The sequence below is a fragment of the Variovorax sp. V35 genome (genome assembly GCF_041154465.1).
Taxonomy (GTDB): Bacteria; Pseudomonadota; Gammaproteobacteria; order Burkholderiales; family Burkholderiaceae_C; genus Variovorax; species Variovorax boronicumulans.
This window is the reverse complement of sequence record NZ_AP028666.1, coordinates 6,783,746-6,802,337: the sequence shown is the minus strand read 5'-3', so window position 1 is coordinate 6,802,337 and position 18,592 is coordinate 6,783,746. Positions and strand designations below refer to the sequence as shown.

The following is an 18,592-nucleotide window of genomic DNA, read 5'->3' as shown; positions in this document are numbered from 1 at the left end:
AGATGCCCACCATCGACTGGCCTCATTTCACGCCCTGGGCCGCACTGGCCGGCGGCGTGCTCATCGGACTTTCCGCCGCGATGTTCGTGCTGCTCAACGGGCGCATCGCCGGCGTCAGCGGCGTGCTGGGCGGCTTGCTGCGCCCCATGAAGGGCGACATGGCCTGGCGCGCGGCCTTCGTGCTCGGGCTGGTCGGCGCGCCGCTCGTCTACGGGCTCTTCGCCGTGCTGCCCGCGGCGCAGATCGACGCGGGCTACGGCACGCTCGCGCTGGCCGGCCTGCTGGTGGGCGTGGGCACGCGCTATGGCGCGGGCTGCACCAGCGGCCACGGCGTGTGCGGGCTGGCGCGGCGCTCGCCGCGTTCGCTGGTCGCCACGCTGGCGTTCATGGCCGCGGGGTTCGCCACGGTGTTCGTGGTGCGCCACCTGTTGAACCTCTGAATCGGGAGACCTGCCATGTGGACCGCCATTGCTTCCTTGCTCGCCGGCCTTGTCTTCGGGCTCGGCCTCATCGTCTCCGGCATGGCCAACCCGGCCAAGATCCTGGGTTTTCTTGACGTGGGCGGGGCCTGGGACCCGTCGCTCGCCTTCGTGATGGCCGGCGCGGTGGCGGTGAGCACCGTCGGCTTCCTGCTGGCCGGCCGTCGCAAGGCGTCGCTGCTCGGCGGGCCGCTCACGCTGCCCAGCCTGCGCCACATCGACCGCCGCCTGGTCGGTGGCAGCCTGCTGTTCGGTGTCGGCTGGGGCATCGCGGGCTTCTGCCCCGGGCCTGCGCTGGTCTCGCTCGGCACGGGCGAGGTCAAGGCGCTGGTCTTCGTGGGCGCCATGCTGCTGGGCATGGGCCTGTTCGAGCTGCTCGAGCGCCGCCGCTTCGCGCGGCGCCCGGCCTCAGCCTGAGAAGGCGCGCGCGTTCAGCCGTACAGGTACTGCGGCAGCCACAGCGTCAGCCCCGGCCAGATGTACATGAACACCATGCACAGGATGACGATCAGCATGTACGGCATCATCCCCGCGAAGATCTGGTTGATCGTCACGTGCGGCGGCGACACCCCCTTCAGGTAGAAGGCCGACATCGCCACCGGCGGCGACAGGAACGCCGCCTGCAGGTTCACGAACACCAGCACGCCGAACAGCAGCGGATCGATCTGGAAGTGCGCCAGCAGCGGCAGGAAGATGGGCACGAAGATCACGATGATCTCGGTCCACTCCAGCGGCCAGCCCAGCACGAAGATGATCGCCTGCGACAGCAGCAAGAACTGCAGCGGCGACAGGTTCATGCTCAGCACCCACTCCTCGACGATGCGCTGGCCGCCCAGCAGCGCGAACACCGCCGAGAACAGCGCCGAGCCCACGAACAGCCAGCAGACCATCGAGGTGGTCTTGAGCGTGAGGAACACCGCCTCCTTGATCTTCTTGAAGTTCAGCGTGCCGGCCTGCCACGCCATCAGGAAGGCGCCGGCCGCGCCGACCGCCGCCGACTCGGTGGCGGTGGTGATGCCGAACAAAATCACGCCCAGCACCACCAGCGTGAGCGTGGCCAGCGGCATCACCGACGACACCAGCATGCGCAAAATTTCGAACTGCTCCGCGTCCATGCGCCAGTAGTACCAGCCCAGCAGCGCGAGCGTGAAGAGGCAGGCCACCCAGAAGCCGGTGTAGAAGGCATCGGGCACCGCGGCGGTCTTGGGCGCCTCGACCGCGTCGCCCAGCTGCTGCAGGCCACCCTCACTGGCAGGGGCGGCGGCGGGCTCGCTGCCGGGAGGTTCCTCGACGCCGCCGGGGGGCTCCTGCAGGCCGCTGCCTTCGGTGGTGTTCGCGGGTTCGTCGGTGCTCGGCGGCTCGGCCAGACCGGTGCCGGACGATTCGGCTGCAGCCGGCGCGGCGGCTGCGGGCTCGCCGGTCTTCTGCGTCGCCTGCTGCGTGGCCACCGGGGCGGCCGCGTTGTTGTCCTTCTGCGAGTAGATGGTCACGTACCACCACACCGAGCCCAGCGTGACCGCGGCCAGCGCCAGCGGCACCAGTGCGCTCAGCAGGCCGCGCAGCAGCATCCACCAGCTCAGGCGCACGCCCTCGACCGCGCCGCGCAGGGCACGCCCCGGCGCCACCACGGCCGCGGCGAGCGCGGGCAGCATGCGCGGCGAGTAGCTGGCCGCGAGGTGGGCCACCCACGGCGTGATGGGGGCACGCTGCTGGTCGACCGGCATCTTGGGCGCCACCTTCGGTTGCAGCACGGCCCAGCCGATCACGTAGATCAGGTACAGCAGGGCGAGGAAGAAGCCCGGGAACATCGCCGCCGCATACAGCTTGACCACCGACTGCCCCGCCACGGCCGCGTACACGATGATCATCACCGAGGGCGGAATGAGAATGCCCAGCGTGCCGCCGGCCGTGATCACGCCAGCCGCCAGACGCGTGTCGTAGCCCGCGTTGAGCATCGGGCGCATCGCGATCACGCCCATCAGCACCACCACCGCGCCCACCAGACCGCTCGCGATGCCCCAGAAGGTGCAGACGATGAGCGTGGTCACCGCCAGCGAACCCGGCACGCGGCGGAACGCGAGCTGCACGCTGTGGAACATCTTGTCGACCAGCGCGCCGCGCTCCATCACGTAGCCCATGAGCACGAAGAGCGGAATGGACAGCAGCGTCTCGTTGGTCATGGCGCCGAAGGCGCGCTGCACCATCAGGTCGAAGACCTTGTTGTCGAGCCAGGGCGAGGCGGGGTCGTAGAAGGCGATGAAGCCGAAGAACATGCCCAGGCCCATCAGCGTGAACGCCGTGGGAAAGCCGAGCATGATCACGAAGACGATCAGGCCCAGCATCAGCAGGCCGAGTGCCGGTTCGCTCATGCGGCACCTCCCGTCGTGTCGCTCTTGCGCTGCTGCGCGGCCTGTTCGATGGCGTGGGCTTTTTCGATCACCTCGCGCTTGTCGGCCTCGTTCACGTAGCTGCTGCTGGCGAGCTGGTCGCCGACCACGTCCATTTCTTCCGCGTCTTTCAGGCGCGGCGTCCACACGCCGGTCTTCAGGCACAGCACGCAGCGCACCATCTCGGCGAGGCCCTGCACCAGCAGCACCGCGCCGGCCACGGGAATCACGAACTTGAAGGGGTACACCGGAATCGGGTCGGCGTTGAAGGTCTGTTCACGCATCGCGAGCGATTCACCGAAGTAGGTCCAGCCCGACCAGGTGAGCGCCACCACGCCGGGCAGGAAGAAAACCGCGAACAGCACGAGGTCGAGCGCGGCCTGCGTGCGCGGCTTCATGCTGCCGTAGAAGAAATCGCCGCGCACATGGCCGGCCTGCGAGAGCGTGTAGGCGCCACCCATCATGAACAGCGTGCCGTACAGCATGTTGTTGGCATCGAAGATCCAGGCCGTGGGCGCGTTCAGCGCATAGCGCTTGAACACCTCGCCGCACACCAGCAGCATCAGCGCGACGATGAGCCACGAGAAGGTCTTGCCCACGACCATGCTGAACCGGTCGACGGCGTGGAGGAAGCGTTGGATGGTCATGGCGGCAGCAGCATGGGCGAGGCCCGTTCATGGAACACCGTGGAGCCGGCGATGCCGGGCCACCGGTGTTGCCCCCTGTGCGGGGGGAAGGCGCGCGCAGGAACGACGTGCGCGCCGACGGGAAGCATCAGCTCTTCTTTTTCCCGAAGTAGTGGTTGTAGGCCATCTTGAAGTCGACGCCATAGTCGTTCTGCCACTGCAGCGCACGCTCGGCGAACACGCGCTGCGACTCCAGCACCTTCTTGAAGAGCGGGTTCTCGCCGGCTTTCTTTTCCACCGTCTTGTCCCAGGCCGCGAGCTGCGCGCGCAGCACGGCGTCGGGTGTCTTGTAGAACTTGATGCCGGCCTTCTTCATGTCGGCATAGTCTTGCGAGTTGCGCTGCACCGCCTTCCAGCTCATGTCGGCGCTGGCGGCCTGCACGGCGTAGTCGATGATGGAACGCAGCTCCTGCGGCATCGCGGCGTACTTGCCCTTGTTGAACAGCACCTCGAACTGCTCGCCCGACTGGTGAAAGCTTTGCAGCATGCAGTTCTTCACCACGTCGGGAAAGCCCAGCACGCGGTCGCTCGAGGCGTTGTTGAACTCGGCCGCGTCGATCAGGCCGCGGTCCAGCGCGGGCACGATCTCGCCGCCGGGCAGCGGGTTCACCGCGGTGCCCATCTCGGTGAACATGTCCACGGCCAGGCCCACGGTGCGGAACTTCAGGCCCTTCATGTCCTCGACCTTGGCCACCGGCTTCTTGAACCAGCCCAGCGGCTGCGTGGGCATGGGGCCGTACAGGTACGACACCACTTCCATGTTCAGGCTCTTGTAGATCTCGTCGAGCAGCGCCTTGCCGCCGCCGTAGTTGTGCCAGGCCAGCACGGTGTTGGCGTCCATGCCGAAGCCGGGGCCCGAACCCCACAGCGCCAGCGCCGAGTTCTTGCCGTAGTGGTAGGCCACCACGCCGTGGCCGCCGTCGAGCGTGCCCTTGTTCACCGCTTCGAGCAGCTGGAAGGCGGGCACGACGGCGCCCGAGGGCAGCACCTCGATCTTCAGGCGCCCGCCGGCCATGTCGTTCACCTTCTTGGCGAAGTCGTTGGCGTACTCGTGGAAGATGTCCTTGGCCGGCCAGGTGCTCTGGAAACGCAGCGACGTGGTTTGGGCCATGCTGACCATCGGCGCGGACATCGCGCCTGCGGCCACCGCCGCGCCCTTGAGAAGGCTGCGGCGGCGGGGCGATTTGCTGTCTGTCATGTGTCTCTCCATATAGTTCTCTGACCGGAACACCCAGGCCGTCGTCTTCACGTTATGGTTTCGACTGGCCGCGACCGCCATCTTTGGCGCGCCACACCTTGTGACAAACAGGGTTTTCACGAACCGGTGAAAAATTCCATCATCCGGCGTGCAGATCGATCGCCCGCAGCCGCCAAAGGCTCCGGGCTTACCCTAGAGATTCGAGAGAGAAAGCAACCATGAGTGAACCCGTTGGAGAAAAAGGCTACGCCGGCGACGTGACGCCCGAGCAGGCGGCGCAGTGGATGGCGAGCGGCGAGGCCGTGCTGGTGGACGTGCGCACCGACGCCGAGCGCGAGTGGGTCGGCTACGTGCCCGGCGCCGTGCCGCTGGCCTGGAAGCAGTGGCCGGGCATGGCGATCAACCCGGCGTTCGACGACGGCGTGCGTGCCGCCGCGGAGGGCGGCAAGAAGCTGGTGCTGCTGTGCCGCAGCGGCGTGCGCTCGATCGCGGCGGCCAAGCGCGCGACCGAGCTGGGCGCGCAGGCCTACAACATCCTCGAAGGCTTCGAGGGCAACCCGGACGAGAACGGGCACCGCGGATTGATCGGCGGCTGGCGCAAGCGCGGGCTGCCCTGGCGCCAGAACTAGAGCGCGCCGCGCGCCTCACTCGGCCGTGGCCGGGTCGATCACGCTGTACACCCGGTCCACGCGGTTGGCCGGGAAGCCGCCGAGCTCCGCGTGCCGGCGCACGAGGGCCTCGTCGGTGGCCTGGTAGACGCAGTAGATCCGGTCGTCGCTCACGTAGCTGTGGATCCACTGGATGTCGGTGCCCATGCTGCTGAGCACGCCGCAGGATTTTTGCGAGATGGCTTTCAGGTCCGCCGCGGTGAACTGGCCGGCGCCGGGGATCTCTCGCTCGATGACGAACTTGGGCATGGCGGTACTCCTGTCTAGAATCGGTCGAAGGCGACCAGGACCTATGGTGCCGACGCGAAGCCGTCCTGTATTGCCCGTCTCGCCGGACTTGTTGTCCGGAACCCCGCCCTCGCTTGCCGGGAGGTGACCATGGATGTCTTGTCGGACGTGCTGCGGACCATCCGCCTGGAGGGCGCGCTGTTCCTGAACGGGGACATGTATGCACCCTGGTGCTTCAAGGTACCCAGAGGCGCGGACATCGCGCAGGTGCTCAGGCCCGGCGCACAGCGCCTGGCCATCTGCCACCTCGTGCTGCAAGGCGAATGCTGGGCCCAGGTCGAAGGCGAGGCGCCGGTGCGCGCGCACGCCGGCGACGTGATCGTCGCGCCGCATGGCGATTCGCATGTGCTGGGCAGCGGCCTGCAGCATGCGGCGGTGGACATGTCGCATGTGGTGAGTCCGCGAGCGCCCGAGCTGGCGCGTGTGCGCTACGGCGGCCAGGGCGACCGCACCTTGCTGGTCTGCAGCTGGTTCGCGTACGAAGGCGACGCGCCCAACCCCGTCATGGCGAACATCCCGCGCCTGTTCACCACGCCGCTGCGCAGCAGGCCGGCAGGCCCGTGGATCGAGCAGTCGGTCAACTTCGTCCTGGGTGACGCGGCTTCGCACACGCCCGGCTCGGAGATGCTGGCCGCCAAGGTGGCGGAAGTGCTGTTCACCGAAGTGCTGCGCGGCTACATCGAATCCATGCCCGCCAACAACCCCGGCTGGCTGGCGGGCCTGCGCGACCCCTATGTGAGCCGCTGTCTGGCGCTGATGCACGCCGAGCCCGCGCGCAACTGGACGGTCGATGCACTGGCGCAGGAAATCCACACCTCGCGCAGCGTGCTGGCGGACCGCTTCACCGAACTGGTGGGCGCGCCGCCCATGCACTACCTGGCGCGCTGGCGCATGATCCTGGCCGCCGGCATGCTGCGCAAGGACCAGGGCAACCTGGCGCGCATCGCCGAAGGCGTGGGCTACGAATCGGAAGCCGCTTTCAACCGCGCGTTCAAGCGCGAGTACGGCGTGTCGCCAGGGGCCTGGCGGCACAACGGCGCCTAGCGAGGCGCCGTTGCGGGGGTCAGAGCGCCGGAATGCGCAGCTTCTGTCCCGGATAGATCTTGTCGGGGTGCGACAGCATCGGCTTGTTCGCCTCGAAGATCACGTTGTACTTGTTGGCGTCGCCGTAGTACTTCTTCGAGATGGCCGAGAGCGTGTCGCCGCGCACCACGTCGTGGTACTGGGCCGGCGGCGCGGCCGGGGCGACGAGGTTGTTGTCCACGCTCGTCACGTTGGCCACGTTGCCCGCGGCGAGCGCGGCTTTCTCGCTGGCTTCCTGCGAGGGCGCCTGGCCCGCGAGGGTGACGACGCCGCTGCTGGCGGTGTAGGTCACTTCCAGTCCGGTGAGGCCGAGGTTCTGGGTCTCGATGTAGGTCTTGATGGCCGCGGCGGCTGCCGTGTTCGCATCGGGCGTGGCGGCCTGGGCCGACGAGCCGCCGAACAGTTTTTCACCGGCTTCCTTGATGAAGCTGAGCAATCCCATGGTGTTCTCCTTGTGCCGTGGTGGATGGAAAAGGCGAATGTAGCGGCGGAACCGGGACGCTCCGCGTAGGCCCGCGCCGCGACTGTCAAAGAGGCGCCAGCAGGAATAACAACAAAGTCGCAATAATCGCGCGCATGTCTTCCCCCTTCCTCGCCATCGACATCGGCAACACCCGGCTCAAGTGGGCGCTTTACGAGGGGGCCTTCCCCGGCGCGGCACTGCAGGCCCATGGTGCCGAATTTCTCGACCACATCGAACGGCTGGCCGACGGCCCCTGGGCCGACCTGCCGGCGCCCGGGTCCATGCTGGGCTGCGTCGTGGCCGGCGACACCTTGCGGCGGCGCGCCGAAGAGCAGATCACCGAGCGCTTCGACTGCACGCCGCGCTGGGTGGTGTCGAGCGCGGGCGAGGCCGGCATCGTCAACGGCTACGACCATCCGACGCGGCTGGGCGCCGACCGCTTCGTGGCCATGATCGGCGCGCGCCACCGCATGCTGTCGCAGGGGCCCGAGCGGCCGATGGTGGTGGTGCTGATCGGCACGGCCGTCACCGTCGAGGCGATCGATGCCAGCGGCAAGTTCCTGGGCGGCCTGATCCTGCCTGGCCACGGCATCATGCTGCGCGCGCTCGAATCGGGCACGGCGGGCCTGCACGTCCCCACCGGCGAGGTGCGTGAATTTCCCACCAACACCAGCGACGCGCTGACCAGCGGCGGCACCTACGCCATCGCGGGCGCGGTCGAGCGCATGGTGCAGCACGTGCGCTCGCACTGCGGCGCCGAGCCGGCCTGCTTCATGACCGGCGGCGCGGGCTGGAAGATGGCGCCCGCCATGAACGGGGACTTCGAACTGGTCGAGAGCCTGATCATGGACGGCCTGCTCGTCATCGCGAAGGCACGGGCCCCGGCGGCGGCCGGCTGACCCGTCTTCCTTCTTCTCACCGCCTCATCAGGGCTCAGGCTTCATCAGCGCCTCGCCCATGGCCTGGAAGGCGGGCAGGGTGAGCGGGTCGTTGCCCGCGTTGGCGGCGATCGGGTGCGCGGCGTAGCGCACGATCACCATCTCGGCCTTCGGATCGACATAGATGCTCTGGCCGTGGATGCCGCGCGCCATGTACGCGCCGTGCGGGTTGTGCGAGACCCACCACATGTTCCGGTAGCTCCAGCCCGGCAGCAGCGCATAGCCCGCCTTCGCGAACTTGGCCGGGTCGGCGCCGCGCTGGATGTCGTCGACCACCGCCTTGGCGATCGCCTGCTGCCCGTTGGGCGCGCGACCGCCGTTGCGCAGCGTCTCGCCGAAGCGCGCGATGTCGCGCAGCACGGTGTTCAGGCCGCCGCCGCCCGACTCGGTGCCGATGCGGTCGACCATGAAATACGCGTCCTGCTCGGCGCCGATGCGGCGCCAGATCTTCTCGCTCAGCAGGTCGGCCAGCGAGCGGTTGGACGCGCGGCGCACGATCCAGGCCAGCACCTCGGCGTTGACCGTCTTGTAGGCAAAGGCATCGCCGTGCGTGCCTTCCTTCTTGAGCGTGGCCAGGAATTCGTAGAACGACTTCGGGCCCGTGTAGTTGGCGCCCTGCGTGAGCATGCCGCCGGCGCGCGCATAGTCCCAGACCTCGGCCTTCGGGTCGGCGTAGTTCTCGGAGTAGCGCACGCCGATGGTCATGTCCATCACCTGGCGCACGGTGGCGTCGCCGTAGGCCGTGTCCTTGAGTTCGGGCAGGTACTTGGTGACCGGCGCCGACGGGTCGAGCGTGCCTTCCTGCGCGAGGATGGCCGCCAGCGTGCCCACGAAGGACTTGGTGACCGACATCGCCAGGTGCGGGCGCTCGGGCGTGAGCGCGCCGAAGTACTTCTCGTAGACCACCTGGCCGCGGTGCAGCACCAGGATGCCGTCGGTGTAGGTGCGCGCGATCATCTGGCCGAAGGTCTGCGCCTCGCCGCCGCCCATGGGCTGGAAGCGCACGGCCTCGATGTCGAAGCGGGGCTTGGCCGCCGGCAGCGGGCTGGCGGCGCCGGGGCCGCGCCACACGTTGGCCGTGGGCACCGTCTCGCGCACGTGCGAGAAGCTCCAGCGGATGCGCGGGTACACGCCGCCGACCGGGTTGTCGAAGGTGATCTGCTTGTCGGGCGGCGGCGGAAAGCCCTGCATCCAGCCCAGCGCCTCGACCGAGGTGGCGGCGGGATCGGGCAGCGCGGGCGCCGGCGGGGTCTGGGCGAGGCTGGTGTTCACGGCAAGAAGGGTGAAGGCGGCGGCCAGCGCCGTGCGTTGAAAGAAGAGAAACGACGACACAGAAGAAGAGGGCATGCAACGGGCTCCAGTGGACGACAGAAACGGAACGGAAATCAACAGCCTCAGCGGCCGCTGAAACGCGCAGGCCGGCGCTCGATGAAGGAGCGCACGCCCTCGGCCGCGTCCTCGCTGTTCGACAGGCGTTTCTGCGTCTCGATGAACTCCGCCACGGCCGCCAGCGGCCCGTGTTCGATCGCCTTGAGCACGTTGAGCCGCGTGGCCTGCACGGCCAGCGGCGCCTGGGCCGCGATGCGCTGCGCGATCTGCAGCGCTTCGTCCAGCTCCTGGCCGGCCGGCACCACCTTCTGCACGAAGTTCAGGCGATAGGCCTCGGCGCTGCCGAACTCGTCGGCCGTGAGCAGGTGCAGCATCGCGTTGCCCAGCCCCGCGCGCTCGGCCATGCGCAGCGTGGCGCCGCCCGTGGCCATGATGCCGCGCTGCACTTCCATCTGCGAGAAGCGGCAGTTGTCGGCCGCCACCACGATGTCGGCGCCCAGCATCAGCTCGATGCCCACCGTGAAGCAGATGCCCTTCACGGCCGCGACCATCGGCTTGGTGCGGCGGCGGTAGCCCTCCAGGCCGAAGTCGTGCGGCTCCACCAGCCCGGCCGGAATCGCCTTCTCGCCGCGCTTCATGTACTCGGTGACCGCCGGCAGGTCCAGGCCCGCCGTGAAGTGGTCGCCGAACGCATGCAGCACGCCCACGCGCAGGCTGGGGTCGTCGTCCAGCCGCGTGTAGGCCTCGGCCAGCTGCTTGAACATCGGCGGCGTCCAGCCGTTGCGCTTGGCGGGGCGGTTGATGCCGATCAGCAGCACGTGGTCGAGCACCTGGGTGTCGATGCAGCCTTCGGCGGGTGGGGTGGTGGGGGTGGGGGTGGCGGTCATGGCGTTGCTTGTCTCCTTGTTTTTATGGAATGCCGGATCAGTACGTGTAGACGCCGCGGCCCGTTTTACGGCCCAACTGGCCGGCGGCGACCATTTCCTTGAGCAGCGGGCAGGGGCGGTACTTGGAATCGCCGAACTGCTCCAGGTAGACCTCCATCACGGCCAGGCACACGTCCAGGCCGATCATGTCGGCCAGCGCCAGCGGGCCGATGGGCTGGTTGCAGCCCAGCTTCATGCCGGCGTCGATGTCCTCGGCCGTGGCCAGGCCCTCGGCCAGCACGAAGAAAGCCTCGTTGATCATCGGCACCAGGATGCGGTTCACCACGAAGCCCGGCGCGTTCTTCACCGTGATGGGCGACTTGCCCAACTTCTCGGCCAGCGCCTTCACGGCGTCGTGCGTGGCGTCGCTCGTGAGGTAGCCGCGGATCAGCTCCACCAGCGCCATCATCGGCACCGGGTTGAAGAAGTGCATGCCGATAAAGCGGTCGGCGCGCGAGGTGGCGGCGGCCAGCTGCGTGATCGAGATCGACGAGGTGTTCGACGCGATGATCACCTCGGGGCCCACCAGCTCGTCCACCTGTTTGAGGATCTTGAGCTTGAGCGCGTGGTTCTCGGTGGCGGCCTCGATGACCAGCTGCGCGCCCTTCAGGTCGTTGTAGTCGGTCGAGCCCTTGATCAGCGCCAGCGCCGCGGCCTTCTGCTCGGCCGTGAGCTTTTCTTTCTTGATCAGGCGGTCGAGGCTGCCCGAGATGGTGGCGATGCCCTTGTCGACGGCGGCCTGGGCCACGTCGATCATCACCACGTTGACACCCGACACCGCGCAGGCCTGGGCGATGCCGTTGCCCATGGTGCCGGCGCCGATGATGCCCACAGTCTGAATCGTCATGAAAAATGCTCCTTGAAACAAAAAAAGAAAAACGCAGGCGAGGCGGGCGCGGGGCCGCCGTCGCGCAATGGCGGCAATTGTGAATCAGCCCGGAGGGGCCGCCGTTCCCGTGGGCGACACCGGCCCGGGGTGGCTTACAGTGCTGCGATTGTTTTCAACCCCATTTTTTCGAGCCCTCGCATGACCACCCTCGGCACTCCCCTGTCCCCTTCCGCCACCCGCGTGATGCTGCTCGGCTCCGGCGAGCTCGGCAAGGAGGTGCTGATCGCCCTGCAGCGCCTGGGCGTCGAGACCATCGCCGTCGACCGCTACGAGAACGCCCCCGGCCAGCAGGTGGCGCACCACGCGCGCACCATCACCATGAGCGACCCCGACCAGCTCAAGGCGCTGATCGAGGCCGAGAAGCCCACGCTGGTGGTGCCCGAGATCGAGGCCATCGCCACGCCCATGCTGCAGCAGCTGGAAGACGCGGGCGTGGTGCGCGTCATTCCCACGGCCCGCGCCGCTCGCCTCACGATGGACCGCGAAGGCATCCGCCGCCTGGCGGCCGAGACGCTGGGCGTGCCGACCAGCCCCTACAAGTTCTGCGACTCGCTGGCCGAGCTGCAGGCCGCCATCGACGCGGGCATCGGCTACCCCTGCATCGTCAAGCCCGTGATGAGCAGCTCCGGCAAGGGCCAGAGCAAGATCGACGGTCCGGCCGACGTGCAGAAGGCCTGGGACCACGCCATGGCCGGCGGCCGCGTGAGCCACGGCCGCGTGATCGTCGAGGGCTTCATCGACTTCGACTACGAGATCACGCTGCTGACCGTGCGCGCGAAGGACGCGGCCGGCGCCGTCGAAACCAAGTTCTGCGACCCCATCGGCCACGTGCAGGTCAGCGGCGACTACGTGGAAAGCTGGCAGCCCCACCCCATGGCGCCGGCCGCATTGCAGAAGGCGCAGCAGATCGCGCAGGCCGTCACGGCCGATCTGGGCGGCCAGGGCCTGTTTGGCGTCGAGCTGTTCGTGAAGGGCGACGAGGTCTGGTTCAGCGAAGTCAGCCCGCGCCCGCACGACACCGGCATGGTCACCATGGCCACGCAGTGGCAGAACGAGTTCGAGCTGCACGCGCGCGCCATCCTCGGCCTGCCGGTCGACACCTCGCTCAAGAGCCCGGGCGCCAGCGCCGTGATCTACGGCGGCGTGGACGCCACCGGCATCGCCTTCGACGGCGTGGCCGAGGCGCTGCAGGTGCCCGGCAGCGACATCCGCCTGTTCGGCAAGCCCGAGAGCTTCGTCAAGCGCCGCATGGGCGTGGCGCTGGTGCATGCGGCCGACACCGACACGGCCCGCAAGCTGGCCAAGGAAGCCGCCTCGCGCGTGAAGCCCCGCACGGCCTGAGCGACCGAACCCTCCGGGTGAACCCGCGAGCCGGGCCCCGGTAGCCAGTTTTCGCAAGCGACCCCGCAGCGGTGCGGGCATGGTGCGGGTCTTGTCGCCAGGACGCCGGTCGGGTGCGGGTGCATGCGGATACCCCGCAGGCGCCCCGCCCTCCACACTGAGCGCTCCGTTCGATTCACCGGAGACACCATGCTGCATCCCCAGGCGCGCGCCTTGCTGGATTTCATCGAAGCGCGCGGCATTCCGCCGACCCACACCCTGTCGCCCGCCGACGCGCGGGCCTACTACCGCGAGCGCCGCACCGCCACGCAGCCGCTGCCGGCCGAGGTCGCCGAGGTGCGCGACCTCGCCGCCGACGGGCCGCACGGCACCATTGCGGTGCGGCTGTACAAGCCGCTCGGCGCAGGCCCGGGCCCGCTGCCCGTGCTGGTGTACTACCACGGCGGCGGCTGGGTCATCGGCGACCTCGACACGCACGACGTGCTGTGCCGCGAGCTGGCCAACGGCGCGGGCTGCGCGGTGGTCGCGGTCGACTACCGCATGGGCCCGGAGCACCGCTTTCCCACCGCCGTGGACGACGTGCTCGCCGCCACCCGCTGGGTGCGCCGCGAGGCCGCCGCGCTGGGGCTCGATGCGAGCCGCCTCGCGGTGGGCGGCGACAGCGCGGGCGGCAACCTCGCGGCCGTGGCGTCGATCGCCGCGCGCGATGCGGGCGACCTGCCGATCGTGTTCCAGCTCCTGATCTACCCGGCCACCGACATGCGCCGCGGCCATCCGTCGCACCAGGCGAACGGGCAGGGCTACCTGCTCACGCGCGACACGATGACCTACTTCCACGACCACTACATCACCGACGCGAAGCACGACCTCGACTGGCGCGCCTCGCCGCTGCTGCACACCGACCTGGCGGGCCTGCCGCCGGCGCTCGTGCTCACGGCCGGCTACGACCCGCTGCGCGACGAAGGCGCGGCGTATGCCGAGGCGCTCACGGCCGCCGGCAACCGCGCGAACTACGTGTGCTTCGAGCGCCAGATCCATGGCTTCATCACCATGGGCAAGGTGCTCGACGAGGCCCACACCGCCGTCGCGTTGTGCGCGGCGGAACTGCGCCGCGCGTTCGCGCCGGCCTAGGGAAAGTCCCCGCGCAAATGGATGCCGCGCGCAAGGCCCCCGCCGCTACGATCCAGCGAACGCGGCGCCACCCCCCGGTCGGACGTCGTCGACCGATGCAGGAGACAGACACCATGCAGCGAACCAGGACGTCGACGCCTTCGGGCGGCGATGCACGGCAGGGCGAACGCCTCATGTGGCTCACGCCGCAGCGCGTCTTCTACGCCGGGCTGCTCGGCGCCGCGGCCGAGCGCGCCATGGGCGGGCACGGCGTGTACGTGTCGCCCGCCGGTGCGCCGCCCAACCGCATCCGCATCGGCGGCGGGGCCTGGCAAAGCGGCGAGTTCATCGTGGTGCCGCCGCACGTGCCGCACCAGGTCGAGAGCGCCTGCCCGCTGATCTTCAACCTGCTGATCGAATCGGAGTCGGTCGATCCCGCGCGCATGCCGGCCTTTTTGCAGCACTGCGGCCCGGTCGATGCGCCGGCCTTCGTGCAGCGCATGCGCGAGGTCCACGCCCACCTGCTGGCGGCCTCGGCGCGCGGCATCGACTTCGACGGCTTCGATTTCGACGCGCTGTTCTTCGACGGCCCGCTCACGCCGCGCCCGCTCGACGCGCGCATCCGCAAGGTGGTCGACATGCTCGTGGCCGACCCGGCCGCGCCCGCTTCGGCGGAAGATTGCGCGGCCTCGGTGCACCTGTCGTTCTCGCGCTTTTTGCACCTGTTCAAGCAGGAAACCGGAATGGCGTTTCGCGGCTTCCGGGCCTGGAAGCGCGCGCGCAGCCTGCTGCGCTACGTGCACCAGAGCGGCACGCTCACCGACATCGCGCTGGACACAGGCTACCCCGATTCCACGCACTTCAGCCATTCGATCCGCCAGGTCTACGGGCTCAAGCCCAGCGACATCGTGGCGGGCTCGCGCCGCCTCGCGCTGCACGACGCGGCCGGCGGGTTCCGGCAGTAAGCGCAGGCGGGACGGCATCGCATGCAGATCCTCCAACTCCTGCTTTCGGGCATTGCGCAAGGGTGCATCTACGGCCTCATCGCGCTGGGCTTCGTGCTGATCTACAAGGCCACCGAAACGGTGAGCTTCGCGCAGGGCGACCTGATGATGCTCGGCGCGTTCGGTGCCTTCGCGGGCATGTCGCTCTTCGGCATGCCGTTCTGGCTTGCGGCGCTCTTGGCCGTGGTGGCCATGGCGGCCTTCGGCGTGCTGCTCGAGCTGGTGGTGATCCGCCCGATCCTCGGGCAGCCGCAGTTCTCGATCGTGATGCTGACCATCGGCATCGCCTACGTGGCGCGCGGCCTCATCACCATGGTGCCGGGCATCGGCACCGACACCCACACGCTGGCCGTGCCCTACAAGGACCAGATCTGGAAGCTGGGCGAGCTGGTGGTGAACCTGGAGCAGTTCGTGATCATCGTGGCCACCGCGATCCTGTGCGGCCTGCTGTACGCCATGTTCCGCTACAGCAAGCTGGGCATCGCGATGCAGGCCTCGTCGCAGAACCAGCTGGCGGCCTACTACATGGGCATTCCGGTGAAGCGGCTCAACGGGCTGGTGTGGGGGCTCGCCGCTGCGGTGGCGGCCATCGCCGGCATGCTGCTGGCGCCCATCACCTTCGTGCACGCCAACATGGGCTTCATCGGCCTGAAGGCCTTTCCGGCGGCGGTGGTGGGGGGCTTCGGCAGCCTGCCGGGCGCGATCGTCGGCGGGCTGGTGATCGGCATCGTCGAGTCGTTCGCGGGCTTCTATCTGCCCGACGGTTTCAAGGACACGGCGCCGTACATCGTGGTGCTGCTGATGCTCATGATCAAGCCGAACGGATTGTTCGGCGAAAAGCTGCGCAAGAAGGTCTGAACATCCCATGCGCTTCATCTTCAAGACCAGCTACGACCAGGACATCCGCCTCGCGCGGCACGGTGGCCACGTGCTCTGGTACAGCCTGCTCGTGGCCTTCCTGCTCGTCGCGCCGTGGGTCATCGACGAGTACTGGCTCGCGCAGCTGACCTTCGTGCTGATCTACGGCATCGTCGGCCTGGGGCTGATGCTGCTGGCGGGCTTCACGGGGCAGTTCTCCATCGGGCACGCGGCGTTCCTCGGAACGGGCGCGTACACGCAGGGCGTGCTGACGAACATGGGCGTGCCGTTCCCGCTCGCCCTACTCGCGTCGGCGGCGCTCTCGGCGGCGGTGGGCGTGGTGGTGGCGATGCCGGCGCTGCGCGTGAAGGGCATCTACCTGGGCATCGCGACGCTGTCCTTCGGCTTCATCGTCGAGGAGGTGTTCGCGCGCTGGGAAAGCGTGACGGGCGGCAATGCGGGCCTGCATGTGAAGTCGCCGCAGCTGTTCGGCTGGTCGCTGGGCTCGGGCGAGGGCTTCTACTTTCTGTGCCTGGTGGTCGCGGTGGTGTCCACGTTGGGCATCCTGAACCTGCTGCGCTCGCCGACGGGGCGTGCCTTCGTCGCCATCCGTGATTCGGAGATTTCGGCGCAGAGCATGGGCATCCACCTGGCGCGCTACAAGACGATGTCGTTCGCGATCTCGGCCGCGCTCGCGGGCTTGGGTGGCGCGCTGTATGCGCACAAGCTGAGCTTCATCTCGCCGGACCAGTTCAACATCCTGCAGTCGATCGACCTGCTGCTGATGGTGGTGATCGGCGGGCTGGGCTCGGTGCACGGCGCGTTCCTCGGCGCGATCTTCCTCATCGCGATGCCGCAGCTGATCTCGATGGGCAAGGACTGGCTGCCGGCGGTGGTCGGCCAGGCGCCCGGCCTGCAGGGGCTGGTGTACGGGCTGGTGCTGATCGCCTTCGTGCTGTTCGAGCCGCTGGGGCTGTACGGGCGCTGGCTGAAGATCCGCACCTGGCTGCAGCTCTTCCCGTTCTACCGCAAGGGTTTGTTCAAGCGGCAGAAGTCGTTCACCAAATCGGATCGGCTGAGATGAGCAACGACGTCCTTCTGTCTGCGAAAGACCTGAGCGTGCGCTTCGGCGGCGTGCTGGCGGTCAACAAGGTGAGCTTCGATGTGCGGCGCGGCGAGGTGTTCACGCTCATCGGCCCGAACGGCGCGGGCAAGACGACGGTGTTCAATCTGATCAGCCGCATCTACACGCCGACCACGGGCGAGATCACCTGGCATGGCGAGGCGGGTGGGGCGATCGCGCTCACGCAGCAGGCGCCGCACGCCATTGCCGCGCTGGGCATTGCGCGCACCTTCCAGAACATCGAGCTGTTCGAGCATGCGACGGTGCTGCACAACCTGCTGATCGGGCGCCACACGCACCGGCAGACGGGGTTCTGGAGCGAGGTGTTCTTCACGCCGGCCACGCGCCGCGCCGAGATCGCGGCGCGCGAGAAGGCGGAGCAGGTGATCGACCTGCTCGACCTGCAGCACTACCGCGACTCGATGGTGGCGGGGCTGCCTTATGGCGTGCGCAAGGTGGTGGAGCTTGCACGCGCGCTGTGCACCGAGCCCAAGCTGCTGCTGCTCGACGAGCCTTCTTCGGGGCTCAATGTCGAGGAGACGGCGGACATGGCGTTCTGGATTCAGGACATCCAGCATGAGCTGGGGGTGTCGGTGTTGATGGTCGAGCACGACATGTCGCTGGTTTCCAAGGTGTCGGATCGCGTGCTGGCCATGAATCAGGGCGAGGTGCTGGCTACGGGGTCTCCGCGTGAGGTGCAGGCGGATTCGCGGGTCATCGAGGCTTACCTTGGGACTGTGGATGACGTGAGCAGTTTGCGGAGGGTGGTGGCGTGACTTGCTTCTTCGTTACCCCTTTGGAGACGCCCGGTGCGCGGCACGGCGCGGTCGCCCCCACTGTGCCGGCCGCTGCGCGGCTGCCCTGCGGTGCTCGCGTTTCGCGGGGTCTCGCAGAACTCGCTTCGCTCAAACAGCTGCGAGCCCTGATCCGCGAAACGCTGCGCTCCTCGGCGGCACAGAGGGGGCGCCCACGCCGCACCGCACACCGGGCTTCGTCGTGGCGTGATGGCTCTGCGCGTTCCGCCTTGAACTCGGGAGCACACGCATGAGCGACGTCGTACTCCAACTGCTCAATGTCGAAAGCGCCTACGGTCCGATCAAGGCCATCCGGGGCGTGAGCCTGAAGGTGCGCAAGGGCGAGATCGCGACGGTGCTGGGCTCCAACGGCGCGGGCAAGACGACGATCCTCAAGACCATCTCCGGGATCATCGATCCGCGCAAGGGCAGCATCGAGTTCCAGGGCCAGGACATCACGGCGAAAGACCCGGCCTTCATCGTGCAGCAGGGCCTGAGCCATGTGCCCGAAGGGCGCGAGGTGTTCCCGCTGCTGTCGGTGAAGGACAACCTGCTGATGGGCGCCTACACGCGCAAGGACCGCGACGGCGTGGCGCGGGACATCGAGACCGTCTTCACCTACTTTCCGATCCTGCGCGAGCGCGCCACGCAGGACGCCGGCCTGCTCTCGGGCGGGCAGCAGCAGATGCTGGCCATTTCGCGCGCCATCATGGCGGCGCCGCACCTCATTCTTCTGGACGAACCCAGCCTGGGCCTGAGCCCCAAGCTCACCAAGGAAATCTTCGAGATCGTGGTGCGCATCAACCGCGAGCGCGGCACCACCATCCTGCTGGTGGAGCAGAACGCGAACATGGCGCTCAACGCCGCGGATCACGGCTACGTGCTGGAGAACGGTCGCATCGTGATGGAAGACTCGTGCGAACGTCTGCGCGAGAAGGACGACATCAAGGAGTTCTACCTCGGTGTCAAGGACGACGGCGTGCGCGGCGAGCGGCGCTGGAAAAAGAAGAAGACCTGGAGGTAGCCGT

Annotated in this window: 20 protein-coding genes; 12 read left to right on the top strand and 8 right to left on the bottom strand. The window is 68.2% G+C overall.

Annotated elements, in window-relative coordinates:
- The first annotated feature begins 2 nt into the window (after positions 1–2).
- Together ACAM42_RS31460 and ACAM42_RS31455 are read left to right on the top strand one after the other, a co-directional pair.
- Positions 3–440, top strand: a complete 438-nt coding sequence (locus ACAM42_RS31460; RefSeq protein WP_369630483.1) for a YeeE/YedE family protein — start codon at positions 3–5, stop codon at positions 438–440.
- Between the two features lie 15 nt (positions 441–455).
- On the top strand, positions 456–896 hold the full coding sequence (locus ACAM42_RS31455) for a DUF6691 family protein (RefSeq protein WP_369630482.1): 441 nt from the start codon (positions 456–458) through the stop codon (positions 894–896).
- A 14-nt stretch (positions 897–910) separates the two neighbouring features.
- On the opposite strand, the gene ACAM42_RS31450 is transcribed toward ACAM42_RS31455, so the two are convergent.
- The 3 genes from ACAM42_RS31450 to ACAM42_RS31440 all read right to left on the bottom strand — a co-directional run bounded on the left by ACAM42_RS31450 (position 911) and on the right by ACAM42_RS31440 (position 4,750).
- Positions 911–2,848, bottom strand: a complete 1,938-nt coding sequence (locus ACAM42_RS31450; protein ID WP_369630481.1) for a TRAP transporter large permease subunit — start codon at positions 2,846–2,848, stop codon at positions 911–913.
- On the bottom strand, positions 2,845–3,513 hold the full coding sequence (locus ACAM42_RS31445) for a TRAP transporter small permease subunit (protein WP_369630480.1): 669 nt from the start codon (positions 3,511–3,513) through the stop codon (positions 2,845–2,847). Before ACAM42_RS31445 ends, ACAM42_RS31450 begins: the two co-directional genes overlap by 4 nt.
- A 127-nt stretch (positions 3,514–3,640) precedes the next feature.
- The gene (locus ACAM42_RS31440; RefSeq protein WP_070061869.1) at positions 3,641–4,750 is read right to left on the bottom strand and encodes a TRAP transporter substrate-binding protein; all 1,110 of its coding nucleotides are present in this window, start codon (positions 4,748–4,750) and stop codon (positions 3,641–3,643) included.
- 218 nt (positions 4,751–4,968) lie between these two features.
- Between ACAM42_RS31440 and ACAM42_RS31435 the strand changes: the two genes are divergently transcribed.
- Positions 4,969–5,379: a rhodanese-like domain-containing protein gene (locus ACAM42_RS31435; protein WP_369630479.1), complete on the top strand. Its 411-nt coding sequence runs from the start codon at positions 4,969–4,971 to the stop codon at positions 5,377–5,379.
- Positions 5,380–5,394: 15 nt separating this feature from the next.
- Here the strand turns inward: ACAM42_RS31435 and ACAM42_RS31430 are convergent, their stop codons facing one another.
- On the bottom strand, positions 5,395–5,667 hold the full coding sequence (locus tag ACAM42_RS31430) for a DUF4242 domain-containing protein (RefSeq protein WP_062478823.1): 273 nt from the start codon (positions 5,665–5,667) through the stop codon (positions 5,395–5,397).
- A 129-nt stretch (positions 5,668–5,796) separates the two neighbouring features.
- On the opposite strand from ACAM42_RS31430, the gene ACAM42_RS31425 reads away from it, so the two are divergent.
- Positions 5,797–6,750, top strand: a complete 954-nt coding sequence (locus tag ACAM42_RS31425) for an AraC family transcriptional regulator (RefSeq protein ID WP_369630478.1) — start codon at positions 5,797–5,799, stop codon at positions 6,748–6,750.
- A 19-nt stretch (positions 6,751–6,769) separates the two neighbouring features.
- On the opposite strand, the gene lysM is transcribed toward ACAM42_RS31425, so the two are convergent.
- Positions 6,770–7,231: a peptidoglycan-binding protein LysM gene (gene lysM / locus ACAM42_RS31420; RefSeq protein WP_139700443.1), complete on the bottom strand. Its 462-nt coding sequence runs from the start codon at positions 7,229–7,231 to the stop codon at positions 6,770–6,772.
- Positions 7,232–7,365: 134 nt separating this feature from the next.
- Between lysM and ACAM42_RS31415 the strand changes: the two genes are divergently transcribed.
- Positions 7,366–8,151: a type III pantothenate kinase gene (locus ACAM42_RS31415; protein WP_369630477.1), complete on the top strand. Its 786-nt coding sequence runs from the start codon at positions 7,366–7,368 to the stop codon at positions 8,149–8,151.
- Between the two features lie 27 nt (positions 8,152–8,178).
- Here ACAM42_RS31415 and ACAM42_RS31410 read toward each other — a convergent pair whose 3' ends face one another.
- The 3 genes from ACAM42_RS31410 to ACAM42_RS31400 are packed head-to-tail and all read right to left on the bottom strand — an operon-like array spanning position 8,179 to position 11,292.
- The gene (locus ACAM42_RS31410) at positions 8,179–9,537 is read right to left on the bottom strand and encodes a serine hydrolase (RefSeq protein ID WP_307581838.1); all 1,359 of its coding nucleotides are present in this window, start codon (positions 9,535–9,537) and stop codon (positions 8,179–8,181) included.
- A 47-nt stretch (positions 9,538–9,584) separates the two neighbouring features.
- Entirely contained in the window at positions 9,585–10,406 is an 822-nt protein-coding gene (locus ACAM42_RS31405) for a crotonase/enoyl-CoA hydratase family protein (RefSeq protein WP_369630476.1), read from the bottom strand.
- A gap of 37 nt (positions 10,407–10,443) precedes the next feature.
- Positions 10,444–11,292, bottom strand: a complete 849-nt coding sequence (locus ACAM42_RS31400) for a 3-hydroxybutyryl-CoA dehydrogenase (RefSeq protein ID WP_062478806.1) — start codon at positions 11,290–11,292, stop codon at positions 10,444–10,446.
- Between the two features lie 180 nt (positions 11,293–11,472).
- Between ACAM42_RS31400 and purT the strand changes: the two genes are divergently transcribed.
- From purT to ACAM42_RS31365, 7 genes are all read left to right on the top strand, one after another.
- On the top strand, positions 11,473–12,675 hold the full coding sequence (purT, locus tag ACAM42_RS31395) for a formate-dependent phosphoribosylglycinamide formyltransferase (protein WP_369630475.1): 1,203 nt from the start codon (positions 11,473–11,475) through the stop codon (positions 12,673–12,675).
- Positions 12,676–12,864: 189 nt separating this feature from the next.
- Positions 12,865–13,806 (top strand): alpha/beta hydrolase, encoded by a 942-nt coding sequence (locus ACAM42_RS31390; RefSeq protein WP_369630474.1) that lies wholly within the window; start codon positions 12,865–12,867, stop codon positions 13,804–13,806.
- 113 nt (positions 13,807–13,919) lie between these two features.
- The gene (locus tag ACAM42_RS31385) at positions 13,920–14,750 is read left to right on the top strand and encodes an AraC family transcriptional regulator (protein WP_095950254.1); all 831 of its coding nucleotides are present in this window, start codon (positions 13,920–13,922) and stop codon (positions 14,748–14,750) included.
- Between the two features lie 21 nt (positions 14,751–14,771).
- Entirely contained in the window at positions 14,772–15,647 is an 876-nt protein-coding gene (locus ACAM42_RS31380) for a branched-chain amino acid ABC transporter permease (protein ID WP_070061875.1), read from the top strand.
- A 7-nt stretch (positions 15,648–15,654) separates the two neighbouring features.
- Positions 15,655–16,731: a branched-chain amino acid ABC transporter permease gene (locus ACAM42_RS31375; RefSeq protein WP_062478791.1), complete on the top strand. Its 1,077-nt coding sequence runs from the start codon at positions 15,655–15,657 to the stop codon at positions 16,729–16,731.
- Positions 16,728–17,546: an ABC transporter ATP-binding protein gene (locus ACAM42_RS31370; RefSeq protein ID WP_095747054.1), complete on the top strand. Its 819-nt coding sequence runs from the start codon at positions 16,728–16,730 to the stop codon at positions 17,544–17,546. Before ACAM42_RS31375 ends, ACAM42_RS31370 begins: the two co-directional genes overlap by 4 nt.
- 268 nt (positions 17,547–17,814) lie before the next feature.
- The gene (locus tag ACAM42_RS31365) at positions 17,815–18,588 is read left to right on the top strand and encodes an ABC transporter ATP-binding protein (RefSeq protein WP_056576626.1); all 774 of its coding nucleotides are present in this window, start codon (positions 17,815–17,817) and stop codon (positions 18,586–18,588) included.
- Positions 18,589–18,592: the final 4 nt, after the last annotated feature.

What these genes read in the sequence shown, in the direction of transcription:
- ACAM42_RS31400 (WP_062478806.1), bottom strand. Translation starts at nt 11,292, where the DNA reads ATGACGATTCAGACTGTGGGCATCATCGGCGCCGGCACCATGGGCAAC.
- ACAM42_RS31410 (WP_307581838.1), bottom strand. Translation starts at nt 9,537, where the DNA reads ATGCCCTCTTCTTCTGTGTCGTCGTTTCTCTTCTTTCAACGCACGGCG.
- ACAM42_RS31425 (WP_369630478.1), top strand. Translation starts at nt 5,797, where the DNA reads ATGGATGTCTTGTCGGACGTGCTGCGGACCATCCGCCTGGAGGGCGCG.
- ACAM42_RS31450 (WP_369630481.1), bottom strand. Translation starts at nt 2,848, where the DNA reads ATGAGCGAACCGGCACTCGGCCTGCTGATGCTGGGCCTGATCGTCTTC.
- ACAM42_RS31415 (WP_369630477.1), top strand. Translation starts at nt 7,366, where the DNA reads ATGTCTTCCCCCTTCCTCGCCATCGACATCGGCAACACCCGGCTCAAG.
- ACAM42_RS31370 (WP_095747054.1), top strand. Translation starts at nt 16,728, where the DNA reads ATGAGCAACGACGTCCTTCTGTCTGCGAAAGACCTGAGCGTGCGCTTC.
- ACAM42_RS31390 (WP_369630474.1), top strand. Translation starts at nt 12,865, where the DNA reads ATGCTGCATCCCCAGGCGCGCGCCTTGCTGGATTTCATCGAAGCGCGC.
- ACAM42_RS31445 (WP_369630480.1), bottom strand. Translation starts at nt 3,513, where the DNA reads ATGACCATCCAACGCTTCCTCCACGCCGTCGACCGGTTCAGCATGGTC.
- ACAM42_RS31365 (WP_056576626.1), top strand. Translation starts at nt 17,815, where the DNA reads ATGAGCGACGTCGTACTCCAACTGCTCAATGTCGAAAGCGCCTACGGT.
- lysM (WP_139700443.1), bottom strand. Translation starts at nt 7,231, where the DNA reads ATGGGATTGCTCAGCTTCATCAAGGAAGCCGGTGAAAAACTGTTCGGC.
- ACAM42_RS31460 (WP_369630483.1), top strand. Translation starts at nt 3, where the DNA reads ATGCCCACCATCGACTGGCCTCATTTCACGCCCTGGGCCGCACTGGCC.
- ACAM42_RS31375 (WP_062478791.1), top strand. Translation starts at nt 15,655, where the DNA reads ATGCGCTTCATCTTCAAGACCAGCTACGACCAGGACATCCGCCTCGCG.
- ACAM42_RS31430 (WP_062478823.1), bottom strand. Translation starts at nt 5,667, where the DNA reads ATGCCCAAGTTCGTCATCGAGCGAGAGATCCCCGGCGCCGGCCAGTTC.
- ACAM42_RS31435 (WP_369630479.1), top strand. Translation starts at nt 4,969, where the DNA reads ATGAGTGAACCCGTTGGAGAAAAAGGCTACGCCGGCGACGTGACGCCC.
- ACAM42_RS31455 (WP_369630482.1), top strand. Translation starts at nt 456, where the DNA reads ATGTGGACCGCCATTGCTTCCTTGCTCGCCGGCCTTGTCTTCGGGCTC.
- purT (WP_369630475.1), top strand. Translation starts at nt 11,473, where the DNA reads ATGACCACCCTCGGCACTCCCCTGTCCCCTTCCGCCACCCGCGTGATG.
- ACAM42_RS31405 (WP_369630476.1), bottom strand. Translation starts at nt 10,406, where the DNA reads ATGACCGCCACCCCCACCCCCACCACCCCACCCGCCGAAGGCTGCATC.
- ACAM42_RS31385 (WP_095950254.1), top strand. Translation starts at nt 13,920, where the DNA reads ATGCAGCGAACCAGGACGTCGACGCCTTCGGGCGGCGATGCACGGCAG.
- ACAM42_RS31380 (WP_070061875.1), top strand. Translation starts at nt 14,772, where the DNA reads ATGCAGATCCTCCAACTCCTGCTTTCGGGCATTGCGCAAGGGTGCATC.
- ACAM42_RS31440 (WP_070061869.1), bottom strand. Translation starts at nt 4,750, where the DNA reads ATGACAGACAGCAAATCGCCCCGCCGCCGCAGCCTTCTCAAGGGCGCG.